The organism is Pseudomonas sp. 1 (assembly GCF_056626735.1).
Genome location: NZ_JBWXMQ010000008.1, coordinates 28,480 through 54,239, shown reverse-complemented (window position 1 = coordinate 54,239; position 25,760 = coordinate 28,480). Strand labels below are relative to the sequence as shown.

The window sequence follows — 25,760 nt, the reverse complement described above, 5'->3', positions numbered from 1 at the left end:
CCCCGTTTTATCAGCGACCGCCAAGGAGGCCCTCGTCGTGAATCCTTATCAATGCCTGCCACCCCGCGCGTTCTGGCGCACCGCCGTGGCGGACAAGCCCGCGCTGAACATCGATCAACTGTGGACGCCGCAATTCGAGATCGGCAACAAGGACGCCATCGTCACCGCCGGCTCGTGTTTCGCTCAGCACATCGGCCGGGCGCTGGTGGAACGCGGCATGAACTGGCTGGATGCAGAGCCGGCCCCGGCCGGACTGGCCGAAACCGACTGGAAGGCCCACAACTACGGGGTTTTCTCGTTTCGCACCGGCAATCTGTACACCCCGGCGATGCTCTGCCAATGGCTCGAATGGGCGCTGGGCGTGAGCCTGCCGCCCGACGAAACCTGGGCCCATGACGGGCGCTTCTTCGACCCGTTCCGCCCCGCCGTGGAGCCCGACGGTTTTGCCAGCGAGGACGCGCTGTTCGCATCGCGCCAAGCCACCCTAGACGCGATCCGCACAGCCCTGCGCCGGGCCAAAGTGTTCGTGTTTACCCTCGGCCTGACCGAAGCCTGGCAAAACCGTCAGACCGGTCTGGTGTACCCCGTGTGCCCCGGCACCGTGCGGGGGACCTTCGATCCGCAGCTGCATCGCTTCTGCAACTTCGGCTTCATGGACACCTACGGCGAGATAGTCAGGGCACTGGAGTTGATGCGTTCGATCAACCCGCAACTGCGCGTGCTGCTCACCGTGTCACCGGTGCCCCTGACAGCGACCGCCACGGGTGAGCATGTGCTGAGCGCCACCACCTATTCCAAATCGGTCCTGCGCGCCGTCGCCGGGCAGCTATGTGAAGACCTGTGCGACGTCGACTATTTCCCCTCCTACGAAATCATCACCGGCACACCGTTCAAGGGCGCGTTCTACCAGCCCAACCAGCGTGAGGTCACACCCGAAGGCGTGGCATTCGTCATGCAGCAGTTTTTCGCCGGACTCGATGCCGTTCAACCGGTGCAGACGCCGGTCAACGTGCCCTCCACCTGCGTGCCCAGCGAGGAGCTTGTCTGTGAAGACGCCGTGCTCGATTACTACGCCTAGGTTTCTGCTGCTGGGCGATTCCCATGCCGGGGTCATCGGCAAGGCGGCGCAGGCCCGTGAGTTACCTTTCAGCGGCGGCCCGCTGGGCACCGGCCGGGATTTCGCGGTGGACTTTTTCAGCCTGACCCGCCATGACGTGGTGTTTCGCGAGGCCGAGATGGAGCGCCTGTATCGTCAGGCCCTTGAACCGTTCGAAGTGCCGCAACTGGCGAGGGTCGGGGTGCCGCTGGTCAGCACCATCGGCCTGAGCCTGCACTACCTCGCCACCGCGCCGAACTGGACGTGCTACCAGGCCCCGGACGGCGAATTCGATGAAGGTTTTCTCGCCGGGCCGTTGTTCGAATCCATCGTCGACACCCTGTCCCGGCCTGCGCTGGCGTTCTATGAGCAGGCCCGGGCGATGAACCTCAAAGTGTTCGCCGTGCTGCCACCGCAGCGGGTGCCGGAGTTGTCCGACTCGCGGGTGTTCATGGCCGCGCAGGCGCTACTGATCGAGCGTCTGCAAGGGCTCGGCATCGAGCTGATCGACGTGCGCGCCGCAGCGAATGATGAACAGGGTTTTCAGCTTCCGGCGTACTGCGAAGTGGATGACCCGCTGCACGGGAACCTAGCGTTTGGCGAGCTGATCGTCGAGCAACTGCTCAAACGAGGAATTTAGACCCAGACCTGTGGGAGCGAGCAAGCTCGCTCCCACAGGGGGTCATCAAGCCTTGGGCTGCGTCCCCAGAATCGTCACCCGCTCGCCATACCGCGAATGCGGGAAATAATCCCAGACCGCATGGTGCTGGGTGCAGCGGTTATCCCAGAACACCAGGCTGTTCGGCGTCCAACGCACACGACAACTCAAAACCGGCTCCCGCGCCACCAGATCGAAAAGCATGTTCAACAGCATCTGACTTTCGCCGCCGGACAACTGGACGATGTGCGACGTGAACCCGGAATTGACGAACAGCGTTTTGCGCCCGGTTTCCGGGTGGCGAACCACCACCGGGTGTTCGTTTTTCGGCAGGTTGGCCGGCGCTTCATAACCCTTCCACGGAATTGCGCCGTCGTGGATCGCCGTCAATTCGCCGAGAAACTGCTGCATTGTCGGCGAGAGCATTTCCAGCGCCAGGTGCATGTTGGCGAACAGCGTGTCGCCGCCCGTGCCGATGGCCGGGGTTTCCTTGACGTACAGCATCGAGCCCATGGACGGCGCCAGGTCGGCGGTGCCGTCGGTGTGCCAGGTTTCACCGGCCACGTAGCGCGATTGCGCATTGGCGCGGATCACCACCAGCTCCGGGTCATCGCCGTCGATGTCTTCCACCGGCAGCGCCCGCAGCTCACCGAACAGCCGACCGAACGCCTTGTGCTCGTCCACCGTCAGGTGCTGGTCGCGGAACACCACCACGTGGTTCTCCAGAAAGGCCCGGCGGATTTCCGCGAGCTGCTCGTCGCTCAGCGGCTGTGAAAGATCGACGCCACCAATCTCGGCGCCGATGATCGGCGTGATCCGCTCGACCGTGATGTGCCGATAAGGCGCACGCTGTTCTGCGGCGATGCGCTCGATTGCCTTGAGTGCCAACTGATCCATGTTCCCTCACCTTTTTATTGGAACGACAGCGATGACTGCTCGCGCAGCGAGCGCGGGCGCATGTCGATCCAGTGTTCATTGATGTAATCCAGGCAGTCCTGGCGCTCACCGCGCATCCCCGCCTCGCTCCAGCCGCTGGCCATCGGCTTGCCCGCCGGCCACAGGGAATACTGGCCCTGAGCGTTGATCACCACATCGAATTGCAGTTGTGCGTCATTCATGTCGTTCTCCTGTTGAACGGGACTGCAGCGTGGCCAGGCTTCGCTCGAGCCCGGCGACGAGATGGTTGAGTGCGGCATGCCGCTGTTCGTCGCTCGAAGCGCATGCCCCGACGTAGACCCGCACGGTCGACCCACAGACCTGCGCGCAGGTTGCTGCGTCGTCGGCCGCAAAAGCCCGGGCCGAGACCTCGGCGTTGGCGCTGGCATGGGCCTGGGCAAACGCCGTGGCAGCGGCCTCGGTATTCAGTTGCGCGTAGTACTCGGCGAACGCCTCGGCATCGCCGAAGTGCTCGGCAATCATGGCGGTGTTAGCCGGCGCGAGGCCGTAGCTCAGCGCACTGGCGTGGGCCTTGGCGTAAGCCGCGTCGTAGGCATAGGCCTTGCGATACAGCGCCAGCAACACCGGTTTGAGCGTTGCCCGCCATTCGCCCTGACGCCCGATCACGCCGAGCGCCGCTCGCTGGTGCAGGCTTTGCAACGCGAGCAGCGCCTGCTGATGTTCCGGCAAGGCGTCGCCGAGCATCGGCATGACAACGTCAGCCTGCCAGAGATGAAACAGCTGAAACGGCACCTGTCCCCGGACTCGGCTCAAGCGCAGACGCAAGGCCTCGTCCGGTTCGACTTCACACAGCACCTTGGTCAGGGCCAGCCACCATTGCGGCATCAAGGTCGGTTCGTTCATGGCGCTGGCTCATCCGTACCGATAACTTCGGCCAACAACCGCGCCCAGCGGCCCGCCACGATGCCGTAGTGATCGGTGTCCAGGGTTTGCCTGCTGCGCAACTGCGGCAGCAAGGCCTGCCAGCTGCGTTGCAGGTCATCCGGATTCCAGGCATTGCCCAGCCCGTAAGGATTGGCGTGTCCGGCGATGAACAGTCGCACTGCTGTTGTTGCCAGCGCCGGCGGCTGGAAGTCGATCATGCTGGTCATGTTGTTGCGGCAGCACACCGTCAACCGTTGCAGATACGCCTGACGTTCCTCGGCCAAGCCCTGCCCTTCGACCGCCGGCCAGCGCTGGGCGAACTCGCGCTGGAACACTTGCTCGATGGTCTGTTCATCGATGCCGGCCAGCTCCGCACCGGCATCCGGCGCGGGCGGGTCGATCAGGTACAACAACGGCTGCCTGAAGCCCTCAGCCTGAGCCTGATGACACAGCGCCTGCGCCACCCATGCACCGAACGACCAGCCGGCCAGACGCCAAGTGCTGCCGTGCGGAAGATGGGCCTTGATCGCCTCCAGATACCAGAGTCCACGTTCCTCCACGCTGATGTTCGGCAACTGCGGCAGGCGCAGCGCCGGGTCGGCGATCACGCACACGCCCAGTTCCGCCGGCAGCGCCGAGACCAGTTCCCGATAAGACTGAACATCACCACCCACCGGGTGGATCAGGTACAGCCAATCGCGGCCGGCACCGGCATGCCACTGATCGATCCGCACCGCGTCGTGCCAGCCGTGCAGTGTCACGGCCGCGGCCTCTTCACCCGTGGCGGTCGACACCAGCCCCAGCACCTCGTTCAGGCTGACCTTGTGGCTGAATTGCGACAACTGGAACACCTCGCCGGTGGCTGCCTGCAGTTCGTCGATCAGATCGAGCAGCGTCAACGAATCTGCGCCCAGGTCGTACAGCGAATCTTCATCTTCCAGCTCGGACACGCCGAGCCACTTGCACAGACACTCACGCAAGCGCGCCGACAGATCCACGCCCTTCGGCGCCTCGACCACTGCGGCCACGGCGCCATGGCGAACCGGATAAAACCGCCGCGCCGTGTCGATGCCGGTGGTGGAGATCAGCAGTTGCGGCAACTGCGTCGCCATCGCCAGATCGAACACCCGGCAGCCCTCTTGCGCCGAGAGACCGACCGTCAGATGCTCCAGATGTGCGGCGTCTCCGCCGTTGCTGGTGGTGGCCATGCCGATGTCGCGCCAGATGTCCCAGTTGATCCCCAGGCGCAGGCAAGCGTCGGCCGGATTCGGGCGATAGTGGGTAAAGCCGTCGAGCACCCCGCTGGCCGCTGCGTAGTCCAGATGCCCCGCGCCGCCGAACAGTGCCGACATTGACGAGCAGTACAGAACAAAACCCGGTTTCAAGTGCTCGATCAAAGCCTCGACCGCCAGCATGCCGCGGGTCTTGGCGGCCATCGCCTCGGCCATTTGCCCGGCATCGCGATGACGGATCAGACTGCCCGCCCCCACACCCGCCGCATGGATCACCCCGCTCAGACGACCGTAACGAACCGCCATTTGATCGAGGACCTGCGGCCAGTGCGCCAGGTCGGCGATATCCGCTTTGATGCAATCGATCCGCGAGTTGTAAGTCGCCAGTGACTCAGGCAATTGCCCTTGGCGCGAGATCAGCACCACACGGCGCGCGGGTGCCTGGAGCAGGTGTTCACACAAGGTCCGACCGATGCCACCGGTCCCGCCCAGCACAAGGAACGTTCCATCTTCCGGTAAAAGCGGCGTGGTTGCCGGGCCAATCAATGGCTGAGGTATCAGGCGTGGCAGCCAGAGGTAACCGTCGCGCACCGCCATTCGCCGAGGCAACGATGAAGGATCGGCCAGCAATGCCGCCAGCACTGCGCCTTGGGTTTCGAGGCGCGACGACGGCCAGTCCAGCCAGTGGCAACGCACCGGGTATTCCTGCGGCACCACTTCGGTGATGCCGGCCAGTGCTGCCAACTCGGGACGTTGCACTTCGCCGTCCACCGGGCAGGCCTGCCATGACATCAACCACAAGCGCAGACGGGTCGTGCGCGCGGTCTGCCCCCAGGCCTGCATCAGCGCACTGACCGTATCCAGGCAGGCCCACTGCGCCAGATCCAGCGATTGCTCGTTGACCGCGCCCGACACCGCCAGCGGCAAGGCATGCAGCCAGTCGAGTTCGCCGAGATCAGGGTCAGCAACTTCGGCGAGCAACCGGTTCAGGGCATCAGTGTCCAGAGGATCCAACTCGAAACGGTCCGGACTCAAGCGTTTGAAGCCGTTGCCCGCGCGGACCTGAATCACGCGTCGGTACACGGCGCTCAGGCTCGCGAGCAAGGTCGATTCGGGCGCTTCGTGGCTGCACAGGATCAGCACCTCACGGGATCCGGCCGTAGTTATCCCGCTCAGACGCCGGGTGCGCACCCACTGACGTAGGTGGAACCAGTCCGCCAGCGATTGTCGCTCCAGGGCTGGTGCATCAGGTTGAGCAGCTACAGGCGTCTGGAAGCGATACGGCTGAAGATCGAACGACGACGGCGGCAAGTCCCAGGGTGGCGGTGCCGAGCGCTGCGGCCACTGAATATTCGCACCTTCGTACCAGGCGTCGAGCAGTTCCTGCGGCGCTTGATCACGGGCGACCAACTGCGCGCCCGAATCGGTGATTTCCTTGATCGAAGTTGGCTGCAACGGAATCTCATCACCTGCCCGGCAGACCATCGCGAAGCGCCAACGCAGTTGCCGACGACCTGACTGCAAGTGCCGCAACAACGCGGTGTGCTGGCCCGGGTTCGTTTGCAGATATTCGTGAATCGCCGCGATATCGCGCAGCAGTTCCGTTCGGCCATGGGCCGATATCATCAGCAGCGGCAGTGTTTCCTCGCCCTCTTCCTGCGCCTTGGGCGCAGCGCCGACGATGACATGCACATTGGTCCCGCCAATCCCGAAACTGCTGACACCGGCCAGCCGACGCCGCCCTTGCGGCCATGGCCGGGACGTGGTCGGCACATAGAACGGCGAATGCTCCAGATCGATCTGCGGGTTGATCCGGCCAAAACCGAGGTTCGGCGGCAGCACGCCATGGAACACCGACAGACTGGCACGAATCAGCCCGACCACCCCCGCCGCCGCGCCCAGATGACCGATCTGGCTCTTCACCGAGGCCAACGCGCAACTGCCGGCCGGCGCATCGCCGAAAGCCTTGGTCAGCGCCGCGACTTCGATCGGATCTCCCAGCAAGGTGCCGGTGCCGTGGGCTTCGATGTAGCCGATGTCGGCACCGCTCAACCCGGCGCGGTTCAAGGCATCGCGGATAACCGCACTCTGCCCGGCCACCGACGGTGCGGTGTAACTCATCTTGGCCCGGCCATCGTTGTTCAACGCCGAGCCTTCGAGCAGCGCGTAGATCCGGTCGCCATCGGCTCGCGCCCTGGCCAGCGGTTTGAGTACCACCACCCCGTAACCACTGGCGCCAAGGGTGCCGCTGGCGTCGTCGCTGAACGGACGGCACAGACCATCGGCGGAAAAGATGTGCTGCGAGCGATGCCGGTAGCCCTCGGTCAGGGTCGGGTCGATCAGCACCCCGGCCGCGAGCATCACGTCACTGTCGCCCTGACGCAGCATCGAACTGGCCAGGTGCACGGCGATCAGCGAACTGCCGCAAGCGGCCTGCACGCTCAGGGCCGGGCCATTGAGGTCCAGGTGATACGCGGCTTTGGTCGCCAGAAAGTCCTTGTCGTGATGCAGCGCCAGCTGAAAACCGTCCGGCAGATCGTCTTCGGCGGTTTCGCGCAGCATCTGCTGGAAGTAGGTGGTTTCACCGCAACTGGCGATCAGGCCGATGCGCGGGCCATCGGCCGACGGGACGATGGCCGCGTGTTGCAGGGCCTGCACGCACGCCATCAGCAGATGCCGCTGTTGCGGGTCCATCAGGCGCGCTTCCTGGCGGCTGATGCCGAAGTACTCGGGATCGAAATCGAGCATGCCGGCCAGCTGACTGCGGGCGCCGATCAAGCCTTCTTCGGCAGCAAAGTGCTCGATGCCCAACTCATTGCCTTGCACCATCGCCCAGAACTCGGACAGGTTCTGCGCCCCGGCCACATTCACCGACATGCCGATGATCGCCATCGGCTGATGGCCTGCATCGGAAAGCCTTACACGCTCCGCCACCTCCACCGGTGCGGTCGACAGATGCGCCGCCAGACGCCGCACCGTGACGTGTTCGAACAGATCGGCCATCGTCACCTTGTGCGGCAACTCTGCGGCGTAACGCCCATGCAAACGCATCAGACCGAGACTGGTGGCGCCGGCCTCGAAGAAGGTCTGCTCCGGCTCGATGTCACGGCCGATCACAGCCTGGAACAACTCGATCAGTTGTCGTTCCAGCGCGGTCAATTGAACAACCGGTTGTGGCGTGCTGCGCCGCTCCAGCGCCTCGCCAACATTCGCCAAGGCCTTGCGGTCGATCTTGCCGCTGGGGGTGCGTGGCCAGAGGTCGATCCGTCGGTATTCATCGATCCGCACATGGGCCGGCAGCAGACGCGCGACCTGACGATCCAGCAATTGTGAGGTTGCAGGTTCGCCATCGAGTTGCAGCCAGGCGATCAGCCTCGGCGGATCGGCCTGCACCGCCACCACCGCGTTGACCACTTCCGGCACCTGCATCAGCGCCGCCTCGATCTGCCCCAGTTCCAGACGATGGCCGCTGAGTTTGATCTGCTGATCGTCACGTCCCAGGTAATGCAGGCAGTCTTGGGCATCGGCCCACGCCAGATCGCCGGTGCGGTAGTACAAACGGCCGTCCGCCAGTTCGACAAACCGCGCAGCGTTCAGCGCAGGATCTGCCAGATAGCAGCGGGCAACCATCGGCCCGGCCACCAGCAGATAGCCGCGACTGCCCATCGGGACCGGACGGTCATGCTCATCGACCAGCAACAGCCGCGCATTACCGACGGCATGGCCGATCGGCGCGCGCAACGGCCAGTCCCGCGCTACGGGCGGCAGGCGCCAGGCGCTGACCACGTGGGTTTCGGTCGGACCGTAGTGGTTGAACAGCGAGGCCTGCGGCATGCCGCCAAACCAGTTGCGCAAAGCCTCCGTGCAGAGCAATTGCTCGCCGGCCGTGATCACCTCACGCAACGCCGACGGATAAATGCCACGGGCCACCGCGGTTTGCGCCAGATGCTGCAGGGCCACGTACGGCAGGAACAGACGCTCGATCCGCGCCTCGACCATGTAATCCAGCAACGCCTCGGCATCCTGACGCCAGCGCGGTGTGATCAGGTGATAACAACCGCCACCGCACAGGGTGCTGAAAATCTCCTGAAACGACACATCGAACGACAGCATCGAGAACTGCAGGGTTACCGCTTTCGCCGACAACTGCCCTTCGCTGCGCTGCCATTGCAGCAGGTTGCACAGAGTGCGCTCCGACACCTGCACACCTTTGGGCGTGCCGGTCGATCCGGAGGTGAACAGCGTGTACAGCGGCCGTTCACCGGCGTGGCGCGGACGCTCGAACGATCCGGCATTGGCGTTCAGATCGACCCGATGCGTGACAAATCGTCCGGCGTTCAGGTCATCCAGCGCGGCCGCCGTCGTGTCGCTGAACAGCACACAATGCGGCTGCGCCTGCTCCAGCACCTGCCGCTGGATCGCCACCGGATAGGCAGGGTCCAGCGGCACGGCGGTCAGGTTGAGTTTGGCCAGCGCCAGCAAGGCGACGATGTGCTCCACCGAGGCATCGAGGAACAGCACGACGTGCAGCGGCGCATTCCCGGTCGGCAATGGATGACGCTCGACCAGCGTTGCTGCCAGAGCATCGGCCAGCGTATTCAATTCGCTGTAGCTGAGGTGCTGCGGGCCTTGAACCAGCGCGACCGCCTGCGGCGTGCAATGCACTTGATGCTCGAACCCGTCCGCCAGTGTGTTGAACGGCAGTGCAATCTTCGGACCTTCGCTGGCCGGTGGCAGGCTGCGTCGATACGGACCGAGCAAATCATCGAGCCTGGCCGCCGGGCTTTCCAGCAACAGATCCAGCCCTCGACGGAACAGCGCACTCACAGCCCGCATCTGTTCGGCATCGAAGTAGCCGCACTGATATTCCCACCAGCATTGCAGTTGCGACCCGCTGCCGACCATCAACAAGGTCAGCGGGCACTTGGCGTGCAACTGCTCGTTGAATTCCAGCGTGGCGCGCAGGTTCGAGTCAGCCAACGCGGCGTAATCGGTGTTTTCCAGCACGAACATGAAATCGAACAAAGAAGGGTTCGACGACAGCCGCAGGTCTTCCACCAGATCCGCCAGCGCCACGTCCTGCAACGCCAGCACTTCGCGCACGGTGGCGGTCTGTTTGCGCAACTGCTCGTTCAGCGTGAATCCGTGTTCAACGGTGGTGGGAATCAACACGGTGTTGGCAAACATGCCGACGGTATCTTCGAACTCCACCAGCGGTCGGTTGGACACCGGGCTGGCGATCCGTGGTCGCTCGCACCCGGTCAGGGCGTACAGGCTCCAGGCGAAGACACTGAACAGCACTTCGAAACGGGTCAGTCGTTGTTGGGTGCAAAAGCGTTCGAGGGCTGCGCTTCGGATGGCGCCCAAGGGTTCCCGGTGCAACCGGGCATTCGGGCTGATTTCGCGCATTGGCATCAGGGCCGGCGACGGTTCTTCCTGACGGCGATGCAACTCGGCGAGTGCGCGGCGCTGGTCACGATAATGCGGGTCGACGCTCCACTGGCGTTGCCACTGACCAAACTCCAGCGTCGTCAATCGGGCAACTGGCGTCGGGCTGTCGTGGCCTTGCAGGATATCGGCATAGAGCTGCACCAGGTCGTCGAACAACAGGTTCACCGACCAGCCATCGACGATGATGTGGTGCAGGTTCAGCAACAGCCGACAGCTGCCATCGGCGAACGGCAACAACCAGGACTGAAACAGGTTCGGGGTGGTCAGCTCGAATGGCGCGGCGAACACCCATTCAGCGAAGGCCTGCCAGTTGTCCTCGGTGAAATGCCCGACCGCGAAGGTGCGACAGGTCGCCCCCTGCTCGGCGATGACCTGATCGAGTCCATCGGCACCGGGCGCAAAAGCCGTGCGCAATCCCGGATGGCGCAGCACCAGTCGCCCCACGGCCTCGGCCAGTGCCGTGACATCAACGCCCGCCGCCAGATGCAGAATCAGCGGCACGCTGTAGGCGGTCGAGGTCGGCGAGCGTTGTTGCAACAGCCACAAGCGGCGCTGTTCGGCGGTGGCCGGCAGGCGTTTGGCGCTACTGATCGGAGGCGCCGGCGGGTAGATCGAATCGCAGGTGGTTTGACCGGTCAGTCGTTCGGCCAATGACGAGAAAGGCTCGTTGAGCAACGTGTCGATAGCGATCTCGCGCTGCCAACGAACACGGATTGCCGAACGCAGGCGCATCGCCTTGAGCGAATCGCCGCCGCTGGCCAGCCAGTCGTCCTGCGCACTCAGAGCGGGTTGGCCGAGAAGCGAACGGGCCTGACTCAGCAACCAGTCCAGCGCCGGTGAAGCGCTTTCGTTATCCGTTGCCGTCAAGACTGGATGCCAAGGACTCAACCCTTGGGCCAGCAAGCCGTCGCGGTCGATCTTGCCATTGGCCGTCAGCGGCAGGCGCTCCAGCAGGAACAACTGATGCGGCCGCATATACGGCGCCAGTTGCGCCCGCAGGTAAGTTTCGAACGCGTGATAGTCCAGATCCCCGCGCGGCACGACAAACGCCAGCAGCTGATGATCTTCAGCCGCCAGCCGCCGCGTGCAGACGTACGCCTGCGCCACGCCCGGGTACTCCAGCATGCGTTGCTCCACCTCCCCCGGCTCGATCCGGAAACCACGAATCTTCACCTGTCGGTCGACCCGCCCCAGGTACTCGATCAAGCCTTCGGCATTGCACCGCACCAGATCGCCGGTGCGGTAATGCACCTGCGCCCCCCCGTCGAGGTCGGGCAAACGGACGAACTGGCGAGCCGTTTCTTCGGGCCGGTTGCGATAGCCTCGGGCGACGCCGCTGCCACTCAAATACAGCTCGCCCACCTCGCCCGCCGGCACCGGCCGTTGTTGCTCATCCAGCACCCACACACCGGTGTCCGGCAACGGTCGGCCAATGGGCGCCGAATCACCGGCAAAGTCGCGGCTGATCGGCCAGCACAAGGCAAACGTGGTGCACTCGGTGGGGCCATAGACATTGAAAATCCGGCAGCGGCTCTCGGGGTTGGCCCGATACCAACCACGAACAGCAGCGGCGCTGATCTGCTCACCGCCGATCAGCACCTGACGCACACTGGAAAAGCATGACGGCCACTCGGCAATCAACGTGTTGAACAGCGACACCGTCATGAACAGGTTGTCGACTTGCGTGCGCTCCAGCACCTCGGCCAGTCGACGCCCGTCCAGCACGTCCTCGTCGGCGATCATCACGCAGCAACCACCGTTGAGCAGCGGCGCCCACAGTTCGAAACTGCACGCATCGAATGCCGGGTTGGACAGGCAGGCAAACCGGTCCGTCGGGTAAATCTCGATATAGCCGTCGGTGTGCGCCAGCCGCAGCAGACCGCGCTCGCCCACCTCGACCGCTTTCGGCGTGCCGGTGGTGCCCGAGGTGTAGAACAGGAACACCACCTCGGCAAAGTCTTCGGCCAGTGTTTGCGGCGGAGCGTCAGGTTGATCGAGCAAGGTCTCGATGCCGGTTTGCCACAAAGAAGGCGACCAAAGCGGTTCTTCTTCCAGGGTAATCAGGCCGACACACGCCGCATCCGCCAGCATCAACTCCCGACGTTTGCGCGGGCTCGCCCGATCCAGCGGCACCACCACCGCGCCGACTTTCAACGCGCCGAGAATTGCCGCCAGCCACTGCCAGCAGCGCGGCATGCACAACGCTAGCGACTGGCCGGGTTCGACACCCCGTGCCAGCAATCCTCGGGCAATGCGTTCGCTGGCGCTGGCCAGTTCGGCATAGGTCAGCGTGAGCGACTGGTCGATCACTGCCGGGGCTTGCGGATTATTTCGCACGTGCTCGGCAAAACGCGCGAGCAACGGCATGTCTTTGGGCGCACTCATCATTTCGTCTCCTGCGCGTCGAAGCGTTGCAGCTCCCGACGGATGATTTGCGAGACCCGGTGGATTTCCGCGCTTTCGAGCATGTCCCAGTGCCCGCCGCTGACCAGCTTCGCCAGATAGCCGCTGCCCGAGCGGCGGCGCCAGAACCCGCGCAGTTCGTGCAACTGATGGCGGCTGAAATCTTCCCGCGCCTGAATCAGCACCACGCGACCGGCGCGCGGCGCGCACTCATAGGCGGCCATGGCCAAACGGTTGTGGTTGTAGATGTTGAAGTAGCGTTCGACCTGGGCGTCTTCGATGCCGGGGTACATGCCGTTGAAGCGCACCAGTTTGTCGCGGAACTCGGCCATGTCCACGGTGCCGATCTGTTCGCGGAAACCAGGGTCGTCGCTGCCCTGGGTGTCGAGCAGCACCACGGTCACCTGCCGATGCCCCGCCGCCGTCAACCGCCGCGCCATTTCATAGGCCACCAGACCGCCGAACGACAGCCCGGTGAGGATCAGCGGTTGCTGCGTCAGCGGTTCGATCTGGCGCAAGTAGGCCTCGGCCATCGCCTCGACCGTCGGTTCGGTACTCTCCCCCGGATTCAGCCCCGGCGATTGCACCCCGTACACGCCGGTTTCATCCGGCAGCACCTTGGCCAGCGACAGATAACAGAACGCCGTACCGCCCGCCGGGTGAATGCACACCACGTTGTGCTGGCCGCTGCCGCGCCGGAATTCGATCAGGTTGCTCTGGGCCAGCGCCGGATTGGCGCCAACCCGCAACCAGCCACCCAGCGCCTCGATGGTCGGGTAGCTGAGCACCACGCGCACCGGCACTTCGACCGCGAACTGCCGGCTGATTTCATGGGCCATTTTGATCGCGGCGATCGAGGTGCCGCCGACATTGAAGAAGTTGTCGCGAATGCCGATCTGCGGCGCCAGCAACAGGCTTTTCCAGATCTGGTACAGCGCCAGCTCGATGTGGTCGCGCGGGCTGCTCAGGTTGACCTGACGGTTGACCATTTCTTCATCCGCCAACGCTGTCAGCGCAGGGCGATCAACCTTGCCGTTGGCGGTCAGCGGTAGCGCGTCCAGCCACAGATAGCTGCCGGGGATCACCGCTCTGGGCAGGGTTGTTGCCAGATGGGCGTGCACCGCCGCTTCGTCAACGGGCTCGGCCACCACGCAACAAGCCACCAGCCGCTGGTCCTGCGCCGCTTCACCGACCATCAACACCACCGCGCTGCGAATGCCGGGAAACGCTTCGAGCCGGGCTTCGATCTCGCCCAGTTCCAGGCGCACGCCGCGCAACTTGACCTGAAAATCGTTGCGACCGAGAAACTCCAGCTGGCCGTCCGGGCGATAACGCGCCAGATCGCCGCTGCGATAGAGCCGATCACCTGACACAAACGGGTTGTCGATAAAGCGCTCGGCACTCAGTTGCGCCAGCCCCAGATAACCCCGGGCCACGCCCACGCCGCCAATATGCAGATGCCCGGTCACGCCCACCGGCACCGGCTCGTCGCGATCATCGAGCACGTAAAAGCGATTGTTGGAAATCGGCCGACCGATCGGCAGTTGCCGGGCCGGCACGTCGGCGCCGGGCTCAAGGGTCCAGATGCTGTTGATCACCGTGGTTTCGGTCGGGCCGTAGACATTGTGCAACCGCGCATGGGGCAGACGCTCCTGGAAGCGCCGGGCCAGAGCCGGCGGCAGTTCACCGCCGCCACTGAACACATCGGTCAGCGACGCACACTGACTGACCTCGTCGACCTCCAGAAACAGCTGCAACATCGCCGGCACGAACACCAGCGCCGTGACCTGCTGCTCGCGCACCTCGCGCGCCAGATACGCCGGCTCGTAATGCCCGCCGGGCCGCGCGATCACCAGCCGTCCGCCAGTTGCCAACGGCCAGAAGGTCTCCCACGCCGAGGCGTCGAAACCGAACGGGATCTTGTGCAGCATCGCCCCCGCTTCGCCGCACACCTGCAAACACCAAAGCAGCAGGTTGCTCAAGCCACGGTGGGCGACCATCGCGCCCTTGGGCAAACCGGTGGTGCCGGAGGTGTAGATCACGTAGGCGAGATGGTCAGGGGTGACGCCGACATTACGTGGGTCGAGATTGTCCGCCGGCAACGACGCCCAGCTCGCGGCATCTTGTTCGAGGTCGAGGATCGGCGCTTCCCAGGTCGAGCCTTGCACGGCCTGACGCAAAATCCCCTGCGCCGAACCGAACGTCAGCAGCACCGCCGGGGTGCTGTCGCCGAGCATATGGCTCAGGCGTCCCAGCGGATAATCCGGATCCAGCGGCACGTAGGCGCCACCGGCCTTGAGCACCGCCAGCAGCGCCACCGGCAATTCAAGCGAACGCTCGATGCACACCGCCACGCGCACATCCGGGCCGACGCCCAACGTGCGCAAATGCCGCGCCAGTCGGTTGGCCCTGGCATTGAGTTCGGCGTAGCTCAGGGCTTCTCCCTCGAATACCACCGCGCAAGCCTGAGGGTTGCTCGCGGCCTGCGCTTCGACCAGTTGATGCACGCAGGGCGCCGCTTGCGTCAGTGGCGCGGCGCGGTTGAAGTCGACCAGCACTTGCTGGCGCTCCGCCTCGTTCATCAACGGCAAGGCATTGATCGGTTGCTTGGCGTCGGCGGCGATCTGTTCGAGCAGATGACGGTAGTGCCCGCTCAGGCGCTCAATGGTCGCAACGTCGTAGAGGTCGGTGTTGTATTCCACCAGCAAGTCCAGCCGCCCTGCCCGCTCGACCCATTCGAATGCCAGATCGAACTTGGCCGTGGCGCTGCTGGTGCCGAACGGCGCCAGTTCCAGCTCGGGCATCGACACCGCGTTGCCCGGCGTGTTCTGCAGCACCAGCATCACCTGGAACAACGGTGAATGACCGGGGTCGCGCTGCGGGTTGACCGCTTCGACCACGCGGTCGAACGGCACGTCTTGATGGGCATGGACGTCGAGCATCTGGCCACGCACTTCGCGCAGCAGTTCGGCGAAGGTCTGCTGCGGATTCAGGCGCTGACGCAGCACCAGCGTGTTGACGAAGTGACCGATCAGCGGCTCGACTTCCGGGCGATTGCGGTTGGCGAACGGCGTGCCGATGCACAGATCCTGCTGACCGCTGTGGCGCCACAGCAACACCGCCAAAGCGCCGAGCAGCACGTTGAACAGCGTGCCCTGGGTCTGCCGGGCCAGCGCCGTGAGTTCGCGCAAGGTGCCGCCATCGACCGAAGAGCTGAAAGTGGCGCCGACATAACGCTGCACCAACGGCCGCGGCCGGTCGGCGGGCAAGGTCGACAACAGCGGCGCGTCGTCCAGGTTGCGCCGCCAGTAATCGAGCTGAGCGTCCAGCACCGCACCGCCCACACGTTGTTGCTGCCAGCAGGCATAGTCGGCGTACTGCACCGGCAGCGGCGCAAGTGACGGGGTTTCGCCCCGCACATAATCGCCGTACAACGTGGCCACCTCCTGCAGGATCACGCCCATCGACCAGCCGTCGGCGATGATGTGATGCACGCTGTACAGCCACAGATGCTCGTCGTCGGCCACGCGCAGTAGCGACGCCCGCAGCAAGGGTCCGGTGGCCAGATCGAACGGCGCCCGGGCGTCCTGTTCGACGGCGAATCGCACTTGCTGCTCACGCTCTTTGCCAGGCAACTGGCGCAGATCCGTCACCGACAGCGACAGCGGCATCGACGGATGCACCACCTGACGCGGTTCACCGTCGACCTTGCAAAACGTCGTGCGCAGGACTTCGTGGCGGGCAACCAGTTCATTCAACGCTCGTTCCAGCCGGGCGACGTCCAACTGGCCTTTGAGCGTCACCGCCGTGGGCACGTTGTAGAACGGGTTGCCAGGTTCCAGTTGATCGAGAAACCACAGTTGCCGCTGCGAAAACGACAGCGGCCAGGACGCGTGTTCGCCGGTGCGACGGGGAATCGCCGCGTCAGCGTGCCCGCCGAGCAAGGCGATCAGTTCCTGTTTGTGGCGCTTGAGCGCCTGGGTCAGCTCTTCGGTGAGGAACCCGCGCGGCGCCTTGCAGCGCAGCCTGTCACCGTCCACTTCAAGCGCCACGCCATGGCGAGCGAACAACGCCAGCAATTGATCGGCATTCATACTTCGAATTCCTCCATGTCTTCGTCGTCCAGGCTGGCGGTCACAGGCTCGATGGCAAACGCCTCGACCGGCGCGCGGTGCTGTTCATCGGCCGTGCGCAGCCCGCCGATCATCGAGTAGATCAATTCATGACTCGGCCCGAGGTCGAACAGCGTAGTTAGTTGCTGCTCCTCGACCGAGCCGATGCCGCACAGACCCAGACCGTGTTCGACGGCGGTCATGCTCAGCAACTGGGCCATGGCGCCGCTTTCGATGTGGCAGAAGTCGCGGCTGCGCTCGCCATACAGCGGCCGGATCGCGGCCATGTCGGCGATGAAGAACAGCGAGAACGCGGCGTTCTCATACACCGGACGGTTGACGAAATAGTCGTAGGTGTCCGGGTCGAGCAATCCACTCTCGAGCGCCAGCAAACGATGCTGGCGCGGATCGTAGTAATACGCACCACCGGGCACACCGAGCACGCGATCCGCCTTGACGTAGAGGTAGGCCTGAATCGGATACAGGCCGCCCGCCGACGGGAACTGGTATTTCACCTCACCGTCGAGTTGTCCTTGGGCCAGCGCTGCCAGCACGTGCGCGAAGGCCTGGGTGGCGATCGGTTGCCGATCGTATTGACGCACCGAGCGGTAATCGCTCAGACGCCGGGCGAAAGCCGGGGCTTGCGGCAGATCCAGCGCCAGCGCCGGCAGGGTTCGAACAAACTCACGGCGACCGCGCTGCTCAGCCTTGAACTGCGCACGCTGCTGGGGATCTTCGATGATGTCCTGCACGGGCTCCGGCGTCTGCTGCACGTTGCCGAGCAGTTCCTGACGCGCGCGGTTCTGGCGATACATGCCGAGCAAATGCAGCAACGTCGGCTGGGCCAGCAGTTGCGCCACATGCGGGCGGAACTGCAAGGCACCGGACAAGGCGTTGCTGATCCGGACGATATCGATCGACGTTGCGCCGAGGTTCAGCAGGTTGGCGTTGGCGGCGATGGATTCGCGCTTGAGCACGCCCTGCACGATTTCCACCAGCCGCTGTTCCTGCGGGCCCTCGACTTCCAGCGCCGGCCCCTGCTGCTCGATCTGCTCAGGTTCGGGCAGGCGTTTCTTGTCGACCTTGCCGTTGGACGACAACGGCCAGGCCTCGACAAAGGTGAACGACGCCGGAATCATGTAGGCCGGCAGTTTGTCGCTCAGGTACGTGCTGAAATCGCTGGCCTGCAACGCCGGATCGGCCTTGAGTACATAACCCGCCAGGCGCTTCTCGCCCAGCGTGCTGCCGAGAATCCGCACCACCGCGCTCTGCACGCCGGGATGGCGATTGAGCGCGGCTTCGATCTCGCCCAGTTCGATGCGATAGCCCTGCACCTTGACCTGGTTGTCTTCGCGGCCGAGGAATTCGATGTTGCCGTCCGGCAGCAAGCGCCCCAGGTCGCCGGTGCGGTACAGCCGCTCGCCAGTCAGTGGATGGGCGAAGAAACTGCCCGCGCTGAGTTTTTCATCGCGCCAGTAACCTTTCGCCAGACCGTTACCACCGATGTACAGCTGCCCGGCGACCCAGGTCGGGCGCACTTGCAGCGAGTCATCCAGCACGTAGAAGCGCTGATGATCGAGGGCCTTGCCGTAGGGGATGCTGCGCCAGGCCGGGTCGACATGCTGCACCGGATAGCAGATCGACCAGATCGACGCTTCGGTGGCGCCGCCCAGGCTGATCAACTGCAAGTCCGGCTGCAAGGCCCAGGCCCGCTCGGGCAGGGTCAATGGAATCCAGTCGCCGGACAGCATCGCCACGCGCAGGCTGACGGGCAACGCACCACCCTCGCCCTCTGCGTACTCGACCAGCATGCCAAGCAACGCCGGCACCGAGTTCCACAGGCTGACTTGATGACGCTTGATCAATTGCAGCCAGTGCACCGGATCGAGAGTCAGTTGCGGGTCGAGGATGACCACCGCAGCACCCACGGCCAGCGTGCCGAAGAAGTCATAGACCGAAAGATCGAAACTCAGCGACGAGATCGCCAATACGCGGTCGTTCGGGCCGACGGCAAAGCGCCGGTTGATGTCGAGCAGCGTGTTGACCGCACCGCGATGATCGATCACCACACCTTTCGGCTGACCGGTGGAGCCGGAGGTGTAGATCACGTAGGCGAGGTCGCTTTCGCTCACCTGCACCGGTTGCAGCGCCAGCACATCGTTTGAGACTGCATCCGTCACGGCAATGGCCGTGATCTGCGCCGGCCATTCGATTTGGTCGAGCAGCGCCGGTTGGGTCAGGGCCAGACTCGCCTCGGCCCGCTCCAGAATATGCCGCAATCGTTCCGCTGGCTGGGTCGGTTCGATCGGCAGGTAGGCACCGCCGGCATACAGAATCGCCAGGGTCGCAACCACTTGCTCCCAGCCGCGCTCCATCACCACCGCGACCAGCCGGTTCGGCACCACGCCCTGCGCTTGCAGCCGGGCGCCGAGTTGCCGGGCCTCGTTGCGCAACTGTGCGTAGGTCAGCTGCCGTGCGCCGATCACCGCCAGTGCATCCGGCGTGGCGAGGGCCTGACGTTCGAACAATTCGTGCATCAGTGGCAGCGTTTGCTGATTGTCGACCGGCGCCGGCAACTGCGCCTGCGGCAGCAGTCGAGGCGTGTTTGCGCCCCAGGCTGTCGGCTCGCAAAGGCTGTCGAGCAGCGCGTTATAGGCGACGAACATCTGCTCGATCATGCCTTGCGGGAACAGCTCGTCGATGCTGTCCCAGTTGAACAACAGGCGTCCTTCCAGCTCCAGCAAGGTGTGGTCGAGCCAAACCTGTGGGGTCTGGGTGATGCTGTGCATGTGTTTGGCATTCAACGCGTCAGCCAGGTTGAATTCGGCCAGTTCCGGCGCCGCCTCGGACAGCGTGCTGTTGAACACGATCGGCATCGCCGTCTGCTGCACACCCCGTGCCTGGGACAATTCGCGCAGCACCCGCACGCCGCTGACCACCGAATGGTCGATGTCGCGCCACAGCTGCGCCTGCACGGCGCGGGCCTTGTCGGTGAAACTGAGCGCCCCGTCGATACCGACTTCCAGCAGCACCAGCGAAGTGAAGTCGCCGATGATTTCATCGACATCCGGGTGCAACGGCATGCGGTTGAACAATGGCAGGCTCAGGGTGAAGCGCGGTGTGCGGCTCCACAGCGCCAGCACTTCGCTGAACGCAGTCAGGAGCATCACCGACGGCGTCACCGCAAACTGTTTGGCCACGGCTTTGAGTTGCGCCCACTGCGCCGCCGACATGTCGCGGTCACGGCGGGTAAAGTGCGGGTTGGCGATGCTTTCGGGCTGGCGCACCAGCGGCAGGTCCGGCGCCGGGGCCAGGGTGGTTACCCGTTCACGCCAGTAGCCCAGCGCCTGCTCGTAGCGGCGACCGTTGCGCAGCTGTTGTTCGGCCAGCACGTAGTCGCGGAAAGTCAGGCCCGGTTCGGCCAGTTCCAGCGCCGGATCGACGTAGAACGCCATCAGTTCGCGGGCGAGAATCTGCGTGCTCGCGGCGTCGACGATCAGCGCGTCGAGGCTGATGTGCAAATGGGTGATGCCGTCATCCAGCAACGACAGGCTGAACTCGAACAGCGGCCAGCGACTGGCATCCAGCACCTGATGGGACTGGCGTTCGCGGGTCGCTTCCAGCGTGCGCTGCGCCACATCGGCGGGTAAACCGCGCAGATCGCTGCGAGGCATGCGATAGGTCGGCACCTGCGCCAGCACTTGTTGCGTACCGTCGCTGAGGAAGATCACGCGCAGCATGTCGTGGCGCTGGATCATGCGGTTCAGCGCCAGCTCGAAACGTTCGGCGTCGAACCCGGGAATGCGCAGCTCTTCGTAGCCGTGAGCGCTGACACCGCCAAGGCTGACCGTGGCCTCGCGACCGAACCAGTACGCTTGCTGGATATCGGTCAGGGGGAACGGTTCATGTCGATTAGCACGATCCGGCCCGATCTGGATGAACGCCGGCTCGATGCTCTGATCATCACGCGAGACCTGCGCCGCCAGATCCATCAATACGGGCGTCTGGAACAGACTGCTCAGGGACAGTTGCGCGCCCATCCGCTGGTTGATCGCGTAGATCATCCGCGTCGCCAGCAGCGAGTGGCCGCCGAGGTCGAAGAAGTTGTCGTGGATGCCCACTCGCTCGCACTTGAGCACCTCGGCCCAGATCTCGGCCATCTGCCGTTCAGTGTCGTTGCGCGGCGCTTCGTAAGTCGCCCCGGCACTGCGTTCCGGCGCCGGCAGCGCTTGGCGGTCGAGCTTGCCGTTACGGGTCAGCGGCAGTTGCGAGAGCCGCACCCAGGTGCTCGGGATCATGTGTTCGGGCAACTGGCGTTGCAGTTCGCCACGCAAGAATTCACTGGTTGCGGTGCCGACCACGTAAGCCACCAGACGCTTGTCCCCGGCGACGTCTTCACGCAGCAGCACGGCGGCTTCCTGCACGCCGGGCTGCTGGTGCAACAGGCTGTCGATCTCACCGAGTTCGATGCGAAAGCCGCGCAGTTTCACCTGTTGGTCGATGCGTCCCAGGTATTGCACGTTGCCGTCGGCCTGGAATTTCGCAAGGTCGCCGCTGCGGTACATCCGCGCGCCCGGCTCGGCACTGAACGGGTCCGGCAGAAAGCGTTCGGCGGTCAGGTCCGGGCGGTTCAGATAGCCACGGGCCAGACAGGCGCCGGCGATGTACAACTCGCCCGCGACGCCGACCGGAACCGGATTCAAGTGCTCGTCCAGCACGTACAGCCGCGCGTTGGCGATGGGCCGTCCGATGGGCGGCGCGTCCGGCCAGGAATCGGCCTCGTTGCACTCAAGGCTGAACTGGCTGACCACATGGGTTTCGGTCGGCCCGTACTGGTTGTGCAACCGAGCACCGCCCAGTCCACGGACAAACCCGCGCAGCTCGTCATTGATTTGCAGGGCTTCACCGGCGGTGATGATCTCGCAACCGCCGGCCGGCGTCGGCGCATCGGGCTCTGTCAGACCGGCGAGTTGCTGCAACACGGCGAACGGCAGGAACGCGCGCTGCACGCCTTCGGCCACCAGCGTCGGACGCAGCGCGGCGAGGTCCTTGCGGCTGGCTTCAGTCATCAGCAACAGGCTGCCTCCCTGGCAGAGCGTGCTGCAGATTTCCTGGAACGAGACGTCGAAGTTCAGCGAGGCGAATTGCAGCACACGCTGCGGTGCCGTGGCCTGATCGAGTTGCCAGGCAATCAGGTTGTCCAGCGCGCGACGGCTGTGGGCCACGCCTTTCGGGCGTCCGGTGGAGCCGGAGGTGTAGAGCACGTAGCCGAGGTGTTCCGGGCTTACCGTGACTTGCGGATCATCCGTTGGGAGTTGCGCCCATTGCGAGGCGTCAGTGTCCAGGCAGCAGATTTTCGCCTCGTTCGCCGGCAGCCCGGCCATCAGGCTCGATTGCGTCAGCAACAGGGTCGGCGCGGCATCGCGGAACATGAACGCCAGACGCTCGCTCGGGTAAGCCGGGTCGAACGGCACGTACGCCGCGCCGGCCTTGAGGATCGCCAACAGGCCGATGACCATGTGCGGCGAGCGCTCCAGACACAACCCGACGCGATGCTCGGGGCCGACGCCTTGTTCGATCAGGTAATGCGCGAGGCGATTGGCGGCGCGATTCAGTTCGCCATAGCTCAGTTGTTCGCGGTCGGCGAGCAGCGCCACGGCGTCGGGCGTTTGCCGGGCCAGGGCTTCAAAGCGCTCAACGCAACCGGACAACGACGCGGTATTGCGCGCGGTGCGGTTCCAGTCATGAACGATTTGCTGGTGTTGCTCGGTGCTCAGCAGCTTGATCCCCGCCAGCGACTGTTGGCTGTCCTCGACCATTTGCGTCAGCACCCGACGCAGGTACTCGCCGAACTGCTCGACGGTGCGGCGCTCGAACAGGCCCGAGGCATATTCCAGACCACCGACGATCTGCCCGTCGCGCTCACTGAGCGCCAGTTGCAGATCGAACTTGGCCACGTGATGGCTGCTCTGGACCGGTGTAACGTCCAGCCCGCTCAGCAACAGGTCGGAATCCTGATCCTGCTCCCAGGCGAACAGCACCTGAAACAGCGGACTGTGGGCCAGACTGCGCGGCGGGTTGAGCAATTCCACCACTTGCTCGAACGGCAGGTCCTGATGCTCCTGAGCGTCCAGCGCCACTCGCCGCGCCTGTTGCAGCCATTGCGCCACCGACGGCGTACCTGACCGCGTCATGCGCAGCGCGAGGGTGTTGACGAAGAAACCGATCAGCCCTTCCAGCTCCTGCTGCGGACGGTTGGCCGATGGCACGCCGATCACCACATCGTTTTGTCCCGACAGGCGCGACAACAGCAGCGAAAAACCAGCCAGCAAATTCATGAACAGCGTGGTGCCTTGCTGCATGCCCAGGGCTTTCAATCGCACGGTCAACGCTTCGTCGAAGACCAGTGGAACGAAGCCGCCGAGATAATCCTGCACGGGCGGACGCTTGTGATCGGTCGGCAGTTCCAGCAGCACCGGCGCGCCGGTGAGGGTTTCGCGCCAGTAACGACTCTGCTGCTCCAGCACCTCGCCGGACAGCCACTGCTTTTGCCACACCGCGTAATCCACGTACTGCACCGGCAATGGCGGCAGCGGATCGTCGCGATCCAGCAGCGCCGCTGCGTACAGTTGCCCCAGCTCTCGGGTGAGCACGCCCATCGACCAGCCATCCGAGATGATGTGATGTTGGGTCAGCAGCAACACATGGTCATCCGCCGCCAATCGCAGCAGGCTGACCCGCATCAACGGGCCATGGCTCAGGTCGAACGGTCGACTGCCCTCCTCGTCGATCAAGCGGGTCAGGCGCTCTTGCGCATCGAGGCCCTGCACGTCAGTCACCGTCAGCCGGATGCGGTGCGCTGGCGGCGACACCCGTTGACGCCCTTCCCCCTCAACGGCGATGAACGTCGTGCGCAGCGCAGCATGGCGCGCCACCAGCTGATTGAAGCTGCGTTCGAGTGCCGCCACGTCCAGCGCACCACGCAGACGCAGGTTCAGCGGCATGTGATACGCCGCGTTGCCTCCCTCCATTTGTGCCAGAAACCACAGGCGTTGCTGGGCAGACGACAACGTTTGCGCGCCCACGCGTTCAAGGCTTGTGATGGCTGGACGAGCCGCAGCCTGACTGGCTTGCAGCCGTTCGGCGAACTGCGCCAGAACCGGTGCAGCAAACAACGTCGAAGGCGCGACTTCCAGCCCCAGCGAATGACGAACCTGCGCCAGCACGCGCATCACCAGCAGCGAGTGACCGCCGAGGGCGAAGAACTGATCCTGTCGCCCGACCCGCTCGACGCCGAGCACGTCGGCCCAGATCGCGGCGAGCGCAGTTTCCAGCGATCCTTGGGGCGTCTGGTATTCCTGCTGATCAAACGCCTCGACGTCCGGCGCCGGCAGACCGGGCCGATCAACCTTGCCGTTGGCGGTCAGCGGCAGCTTGTCGAGCCGCACGAACGCGGTCGGCACCATGTAGTCCGGCAGGCTTTTGTGCAGCTGTTCACGCAGTGAACGCGGGCTCAGCGCTGTGTCTGGCGTTTCGCAGTAATAGGCAACCAGACGTGGCTCACCGGGACTGTCCTGGCGCAGCAGCACTACGCTGTCGCGCACGCCCGGAATATCCGCCAGTCGCGTTTCGATTTCCCCCAGCTCCAGACGCAGGCCACGCAACTTGGCTTGGGAATCGTTGCGGCCGAGGAATTCCAGATGCCCGTCGGCCCGATACCGCGCCGTATCCCCGGTGCGGTAAAGGCGTTCGCCCGCCACGAATGGACTGTCGATGAAGCGTTCGGCAGTCAGTTGCGGCCGGTTCAGATAACCGCGCGCCACGCCGACGCCGCCGATGTACAGCTCGCCCGCAACGCCCTCGGCAACCGGTGTGCCGTCAGCGTCGAGCAGATAAATCCGGGTGTTGGGCAGTGCCCGGCCGATGGGCAGCACCGCGTCGATCTGGCTGTTTTCGGTGAATTCAAAGCAGGTGCTGTCGATGCTCGCTTCGGTCACGCCATAGGCCTGGACGATCTGCACCCGATCACCGCAAAGCCTGCGCAATTGCCGCGCGCTGTGGGCGGTCCAGATGTCGGAGCCGCAGATCACGGTGCGCAGGAACGACAAGTCATGGCCGGTCTCTTCGACCCACGCCAGCAGCGGATTGAGCAGTGCCGGCACGAAGTCGGCAAAGCCGATCTGCGCCTCGCGCATCAGGCGATACAGGGCCGGAGGGTCCATCAGAGTGTCCCGTGGGCAGAGCACCAGCGTGCCGCCAAAACCCAGCGAACGGATCAGGTCCGCGCTGAACACGTCGAAGGAAAAACCGGCCATTTGCAGGTGGTTGATCGGCCCGCCCAAGCCATAGAGCTGCGCCCAATCGGCGCTCACGGCGACCAGCCCGCGATGCTCGACCATCACGCCTTTCGGGGTGCCGGTGGAACCGGAGGTGTAGATCACGTAAGCCAGGTGTCGGGGTGTCAGGCCGATAGCGTGAGGATCGAGGTTGTCTGCCGGGAGCGAAGACCAATCGGAGGCGTCGGCCAGATCCAATATCGCGGGGGCAGTCGCCGACTGTTCGAGCGCCGCCCGCAATGCCTCGCGCGCCAAGCCATGGGTCAGCACCACCGGCGGTGCGCTGTCGGCCAGCATGTGCGCCAGCCGCGCCTGCGGATATGCCGGGTCCAGCGGCACATAGGCGCCGCCGGCCTTGAGCACGGCGAGTACGCCGACCAACATCTCCAGCGAACGCTCCAGACACAGCCCGACTCGCACGTCCGGTCCGACCCCAAGGTTGCGCAAGTGATGGGCCAGCCGATTGGCGCGGGTGTTCAGTTCACGGTAACTGAGCGCTTGCTCCTGCCAGCGTGCAGCGATGGCCTCGGGGTTGCGCAGCACCTGCGCCTCAAACAGACCGTGCACGCACAGGTCTGCATCGAACGGTTTCAACGAGGAAAAGTCGGGCTGCGCGGGATTCGTCCCACGCAAGGAAGTGTTGTCGAGCAT

The 25,760-nt window shown here is 64.4% G+C and carries 8 protein-coding genes; 2 read left to right on the top strand and 6 right to left on the bottom strand.

The window, feature by feature from the left end:
• Positions 1-37 precede the first annotated feature (37 nt).
• Together AC1MDC_RS13675 and AC1MDC_RS13670 are read left to right on the top strand one after the other, a co-directional pair.
• A complete protein-coding gene (locus AC1MDC_RS13675; RefSeq protein ID WP_480393149.1) occupies positions 38-1,078 on the top strand; it encodes a GSCFA domain-containing protein in 1,041 nt (346 codons plus the stop codon).
• Positions 1,047-1,736 (top strand): hypothetical protein, encoded by a 690-nt coding sequence (locus AC1MDC_RS13670; protein WP_480393148.1) that lies wholly within the window; start codon positions 1,047-1,049, stop codon positions 1,734-1,736. The genes AC1MDC_RS13675 and AC1MDC_RS13670 overlap by 32 nt, the downstream gene beginning before the upstream one ends.
• A 45-nt stretch (positions 1,737-1,781) precedes the next feature.
• On the opposite strand, the gene AC1MDC_RS13665 is transcribed toward AC1MDC_RS13670, so the two are convergent.
• The 6 genes from AC1MDC_RS13665 to AC1MDC_RS13640 are packed head-to-tail and all read right to left on the bottom strand — an operon-like array spanning position 1,782 to position 25,760.
• Positions 1,782-2,651, bottom strand: coding sequence for a TauD/TfdA dioxygenase family protein (locus tag AC1MDC_RS13665; RefSeq protein WP_480393147.1), 870 nt, complete (start codon positions 2,649-2,651; stop codon positions 1,782-1,784).
• 14 nt (positions 2,652-2,665) lie between these two features.
• Positions 2,666-2,872 carry an MbtH family protein gene (locus AC1MDC_RS13660; RefSeq protein WP_085700385.1) on the bottom strand — a complete coding sequence of 69 codons (207 nt, stop codon included), beginning with the start codon at positions 2,870-2,872 and terminating at the stop codon, positions 2,666-2,668.
• Positions 2,865-3,554, bottom strand: a complete 690-nt coding sequence (locus AC1MDC_RS13655) for a hypothetical protein (RefSeq protein ID WP_480393146.1) — start codon at positions 3,552-3,554, stop codon at positions 2,865-2,867. Before AC1MDC_RS13655 ends, AC1MDC_RS13660 begins: the two co-directional genes overlap by 8 nt.
• Positions 3,551-12,646, bottom strand: a complete 9,096-nt coding sequence (locus AC1MDC_RS13650) for a hybrid non-ribosomal peptide synthetase/type I polyketide synthase (RefSeq protein ID WP_480393145.1) — start codon at positions 12,644-12,646, stop codon at positions 3,551-3,553. The genes AC1MDC_RS13655 and AC1MDC_RS13650 overlap by 4 nt, the downstream gene beginning before the upstream one ends.
• Positions 12,643-16,755 (bottom strand): non-ribosomal peptide synthetase, encoded by a 4,113-nt coding sequence (locus AC1MDC_RS13645; RefSeq protein ID WP_480393144.1) that lies wholly within the window; start codon positions 16,753-16,755, stop codon positions 12,643-12,645. The genes AC1MDC_RS13650 and AC1MDC_RS13645 overlap by 4 nt, the downstream gene beginning before the upstream one ends.
• Entirely contained in the window at positions 16,752-25,760 is a 9,009-nt protein-coding gene (locus AC1MDC_RS13640) for an amino acid adenylation domain-containing protein (protein ID WP_480393143.1), read from the bottom strand. Before AC1MDC_RS13640 ends, AC1MDC_RS13645 begins: the two co-directional genes overlap by 4 nt.

Coding starts and splice junctions, on each gene's coding strand:
- AC1MDC_RS13660 (WP_085700385.1), bottom strand. CDS start 2,872: ATGAATGACGCACAACTGCAATTCGATGTGGTGATCAACGCTCAGGGC.
- AC1MDC_RS13665 (WP_480393147.1), bottom strand. CDS start 2,651: ATGGATCAGTTGGCACTCAAGGCAATCGAGCGCATCGCCGCAGAACAG.
- AC1MDC_RS13655 (WP_480393146.1), bottom strand. CDS start 3,554: ATGAACGAACCGACCTTGATGCCGCAATGGTGGCTGGCCCTGACCAAG.
- AC1MDC_RS13650 (WP_480393145.1), bottom strand. CDS start 12,646: ATGATGAGTGCGCCCAAAGACATGCCGTTGCTCGCGCGTTTTGCCGAG.
- AC1MDC_RS13645 (WP_480393144.1), bottom strand. CDS start 16,755: ATGAATGCCGATCAATTGCTGGCGTTGTTCGCTCGCCATGGCGTGGCG.
- AC1MDC_RS13640 (WP_480393143.1), bottom strand. CDS start 25,760: ATGCTCGACAACACTTCCTTGCGTGGGACGAATCCCGCGCAGCCCGAC.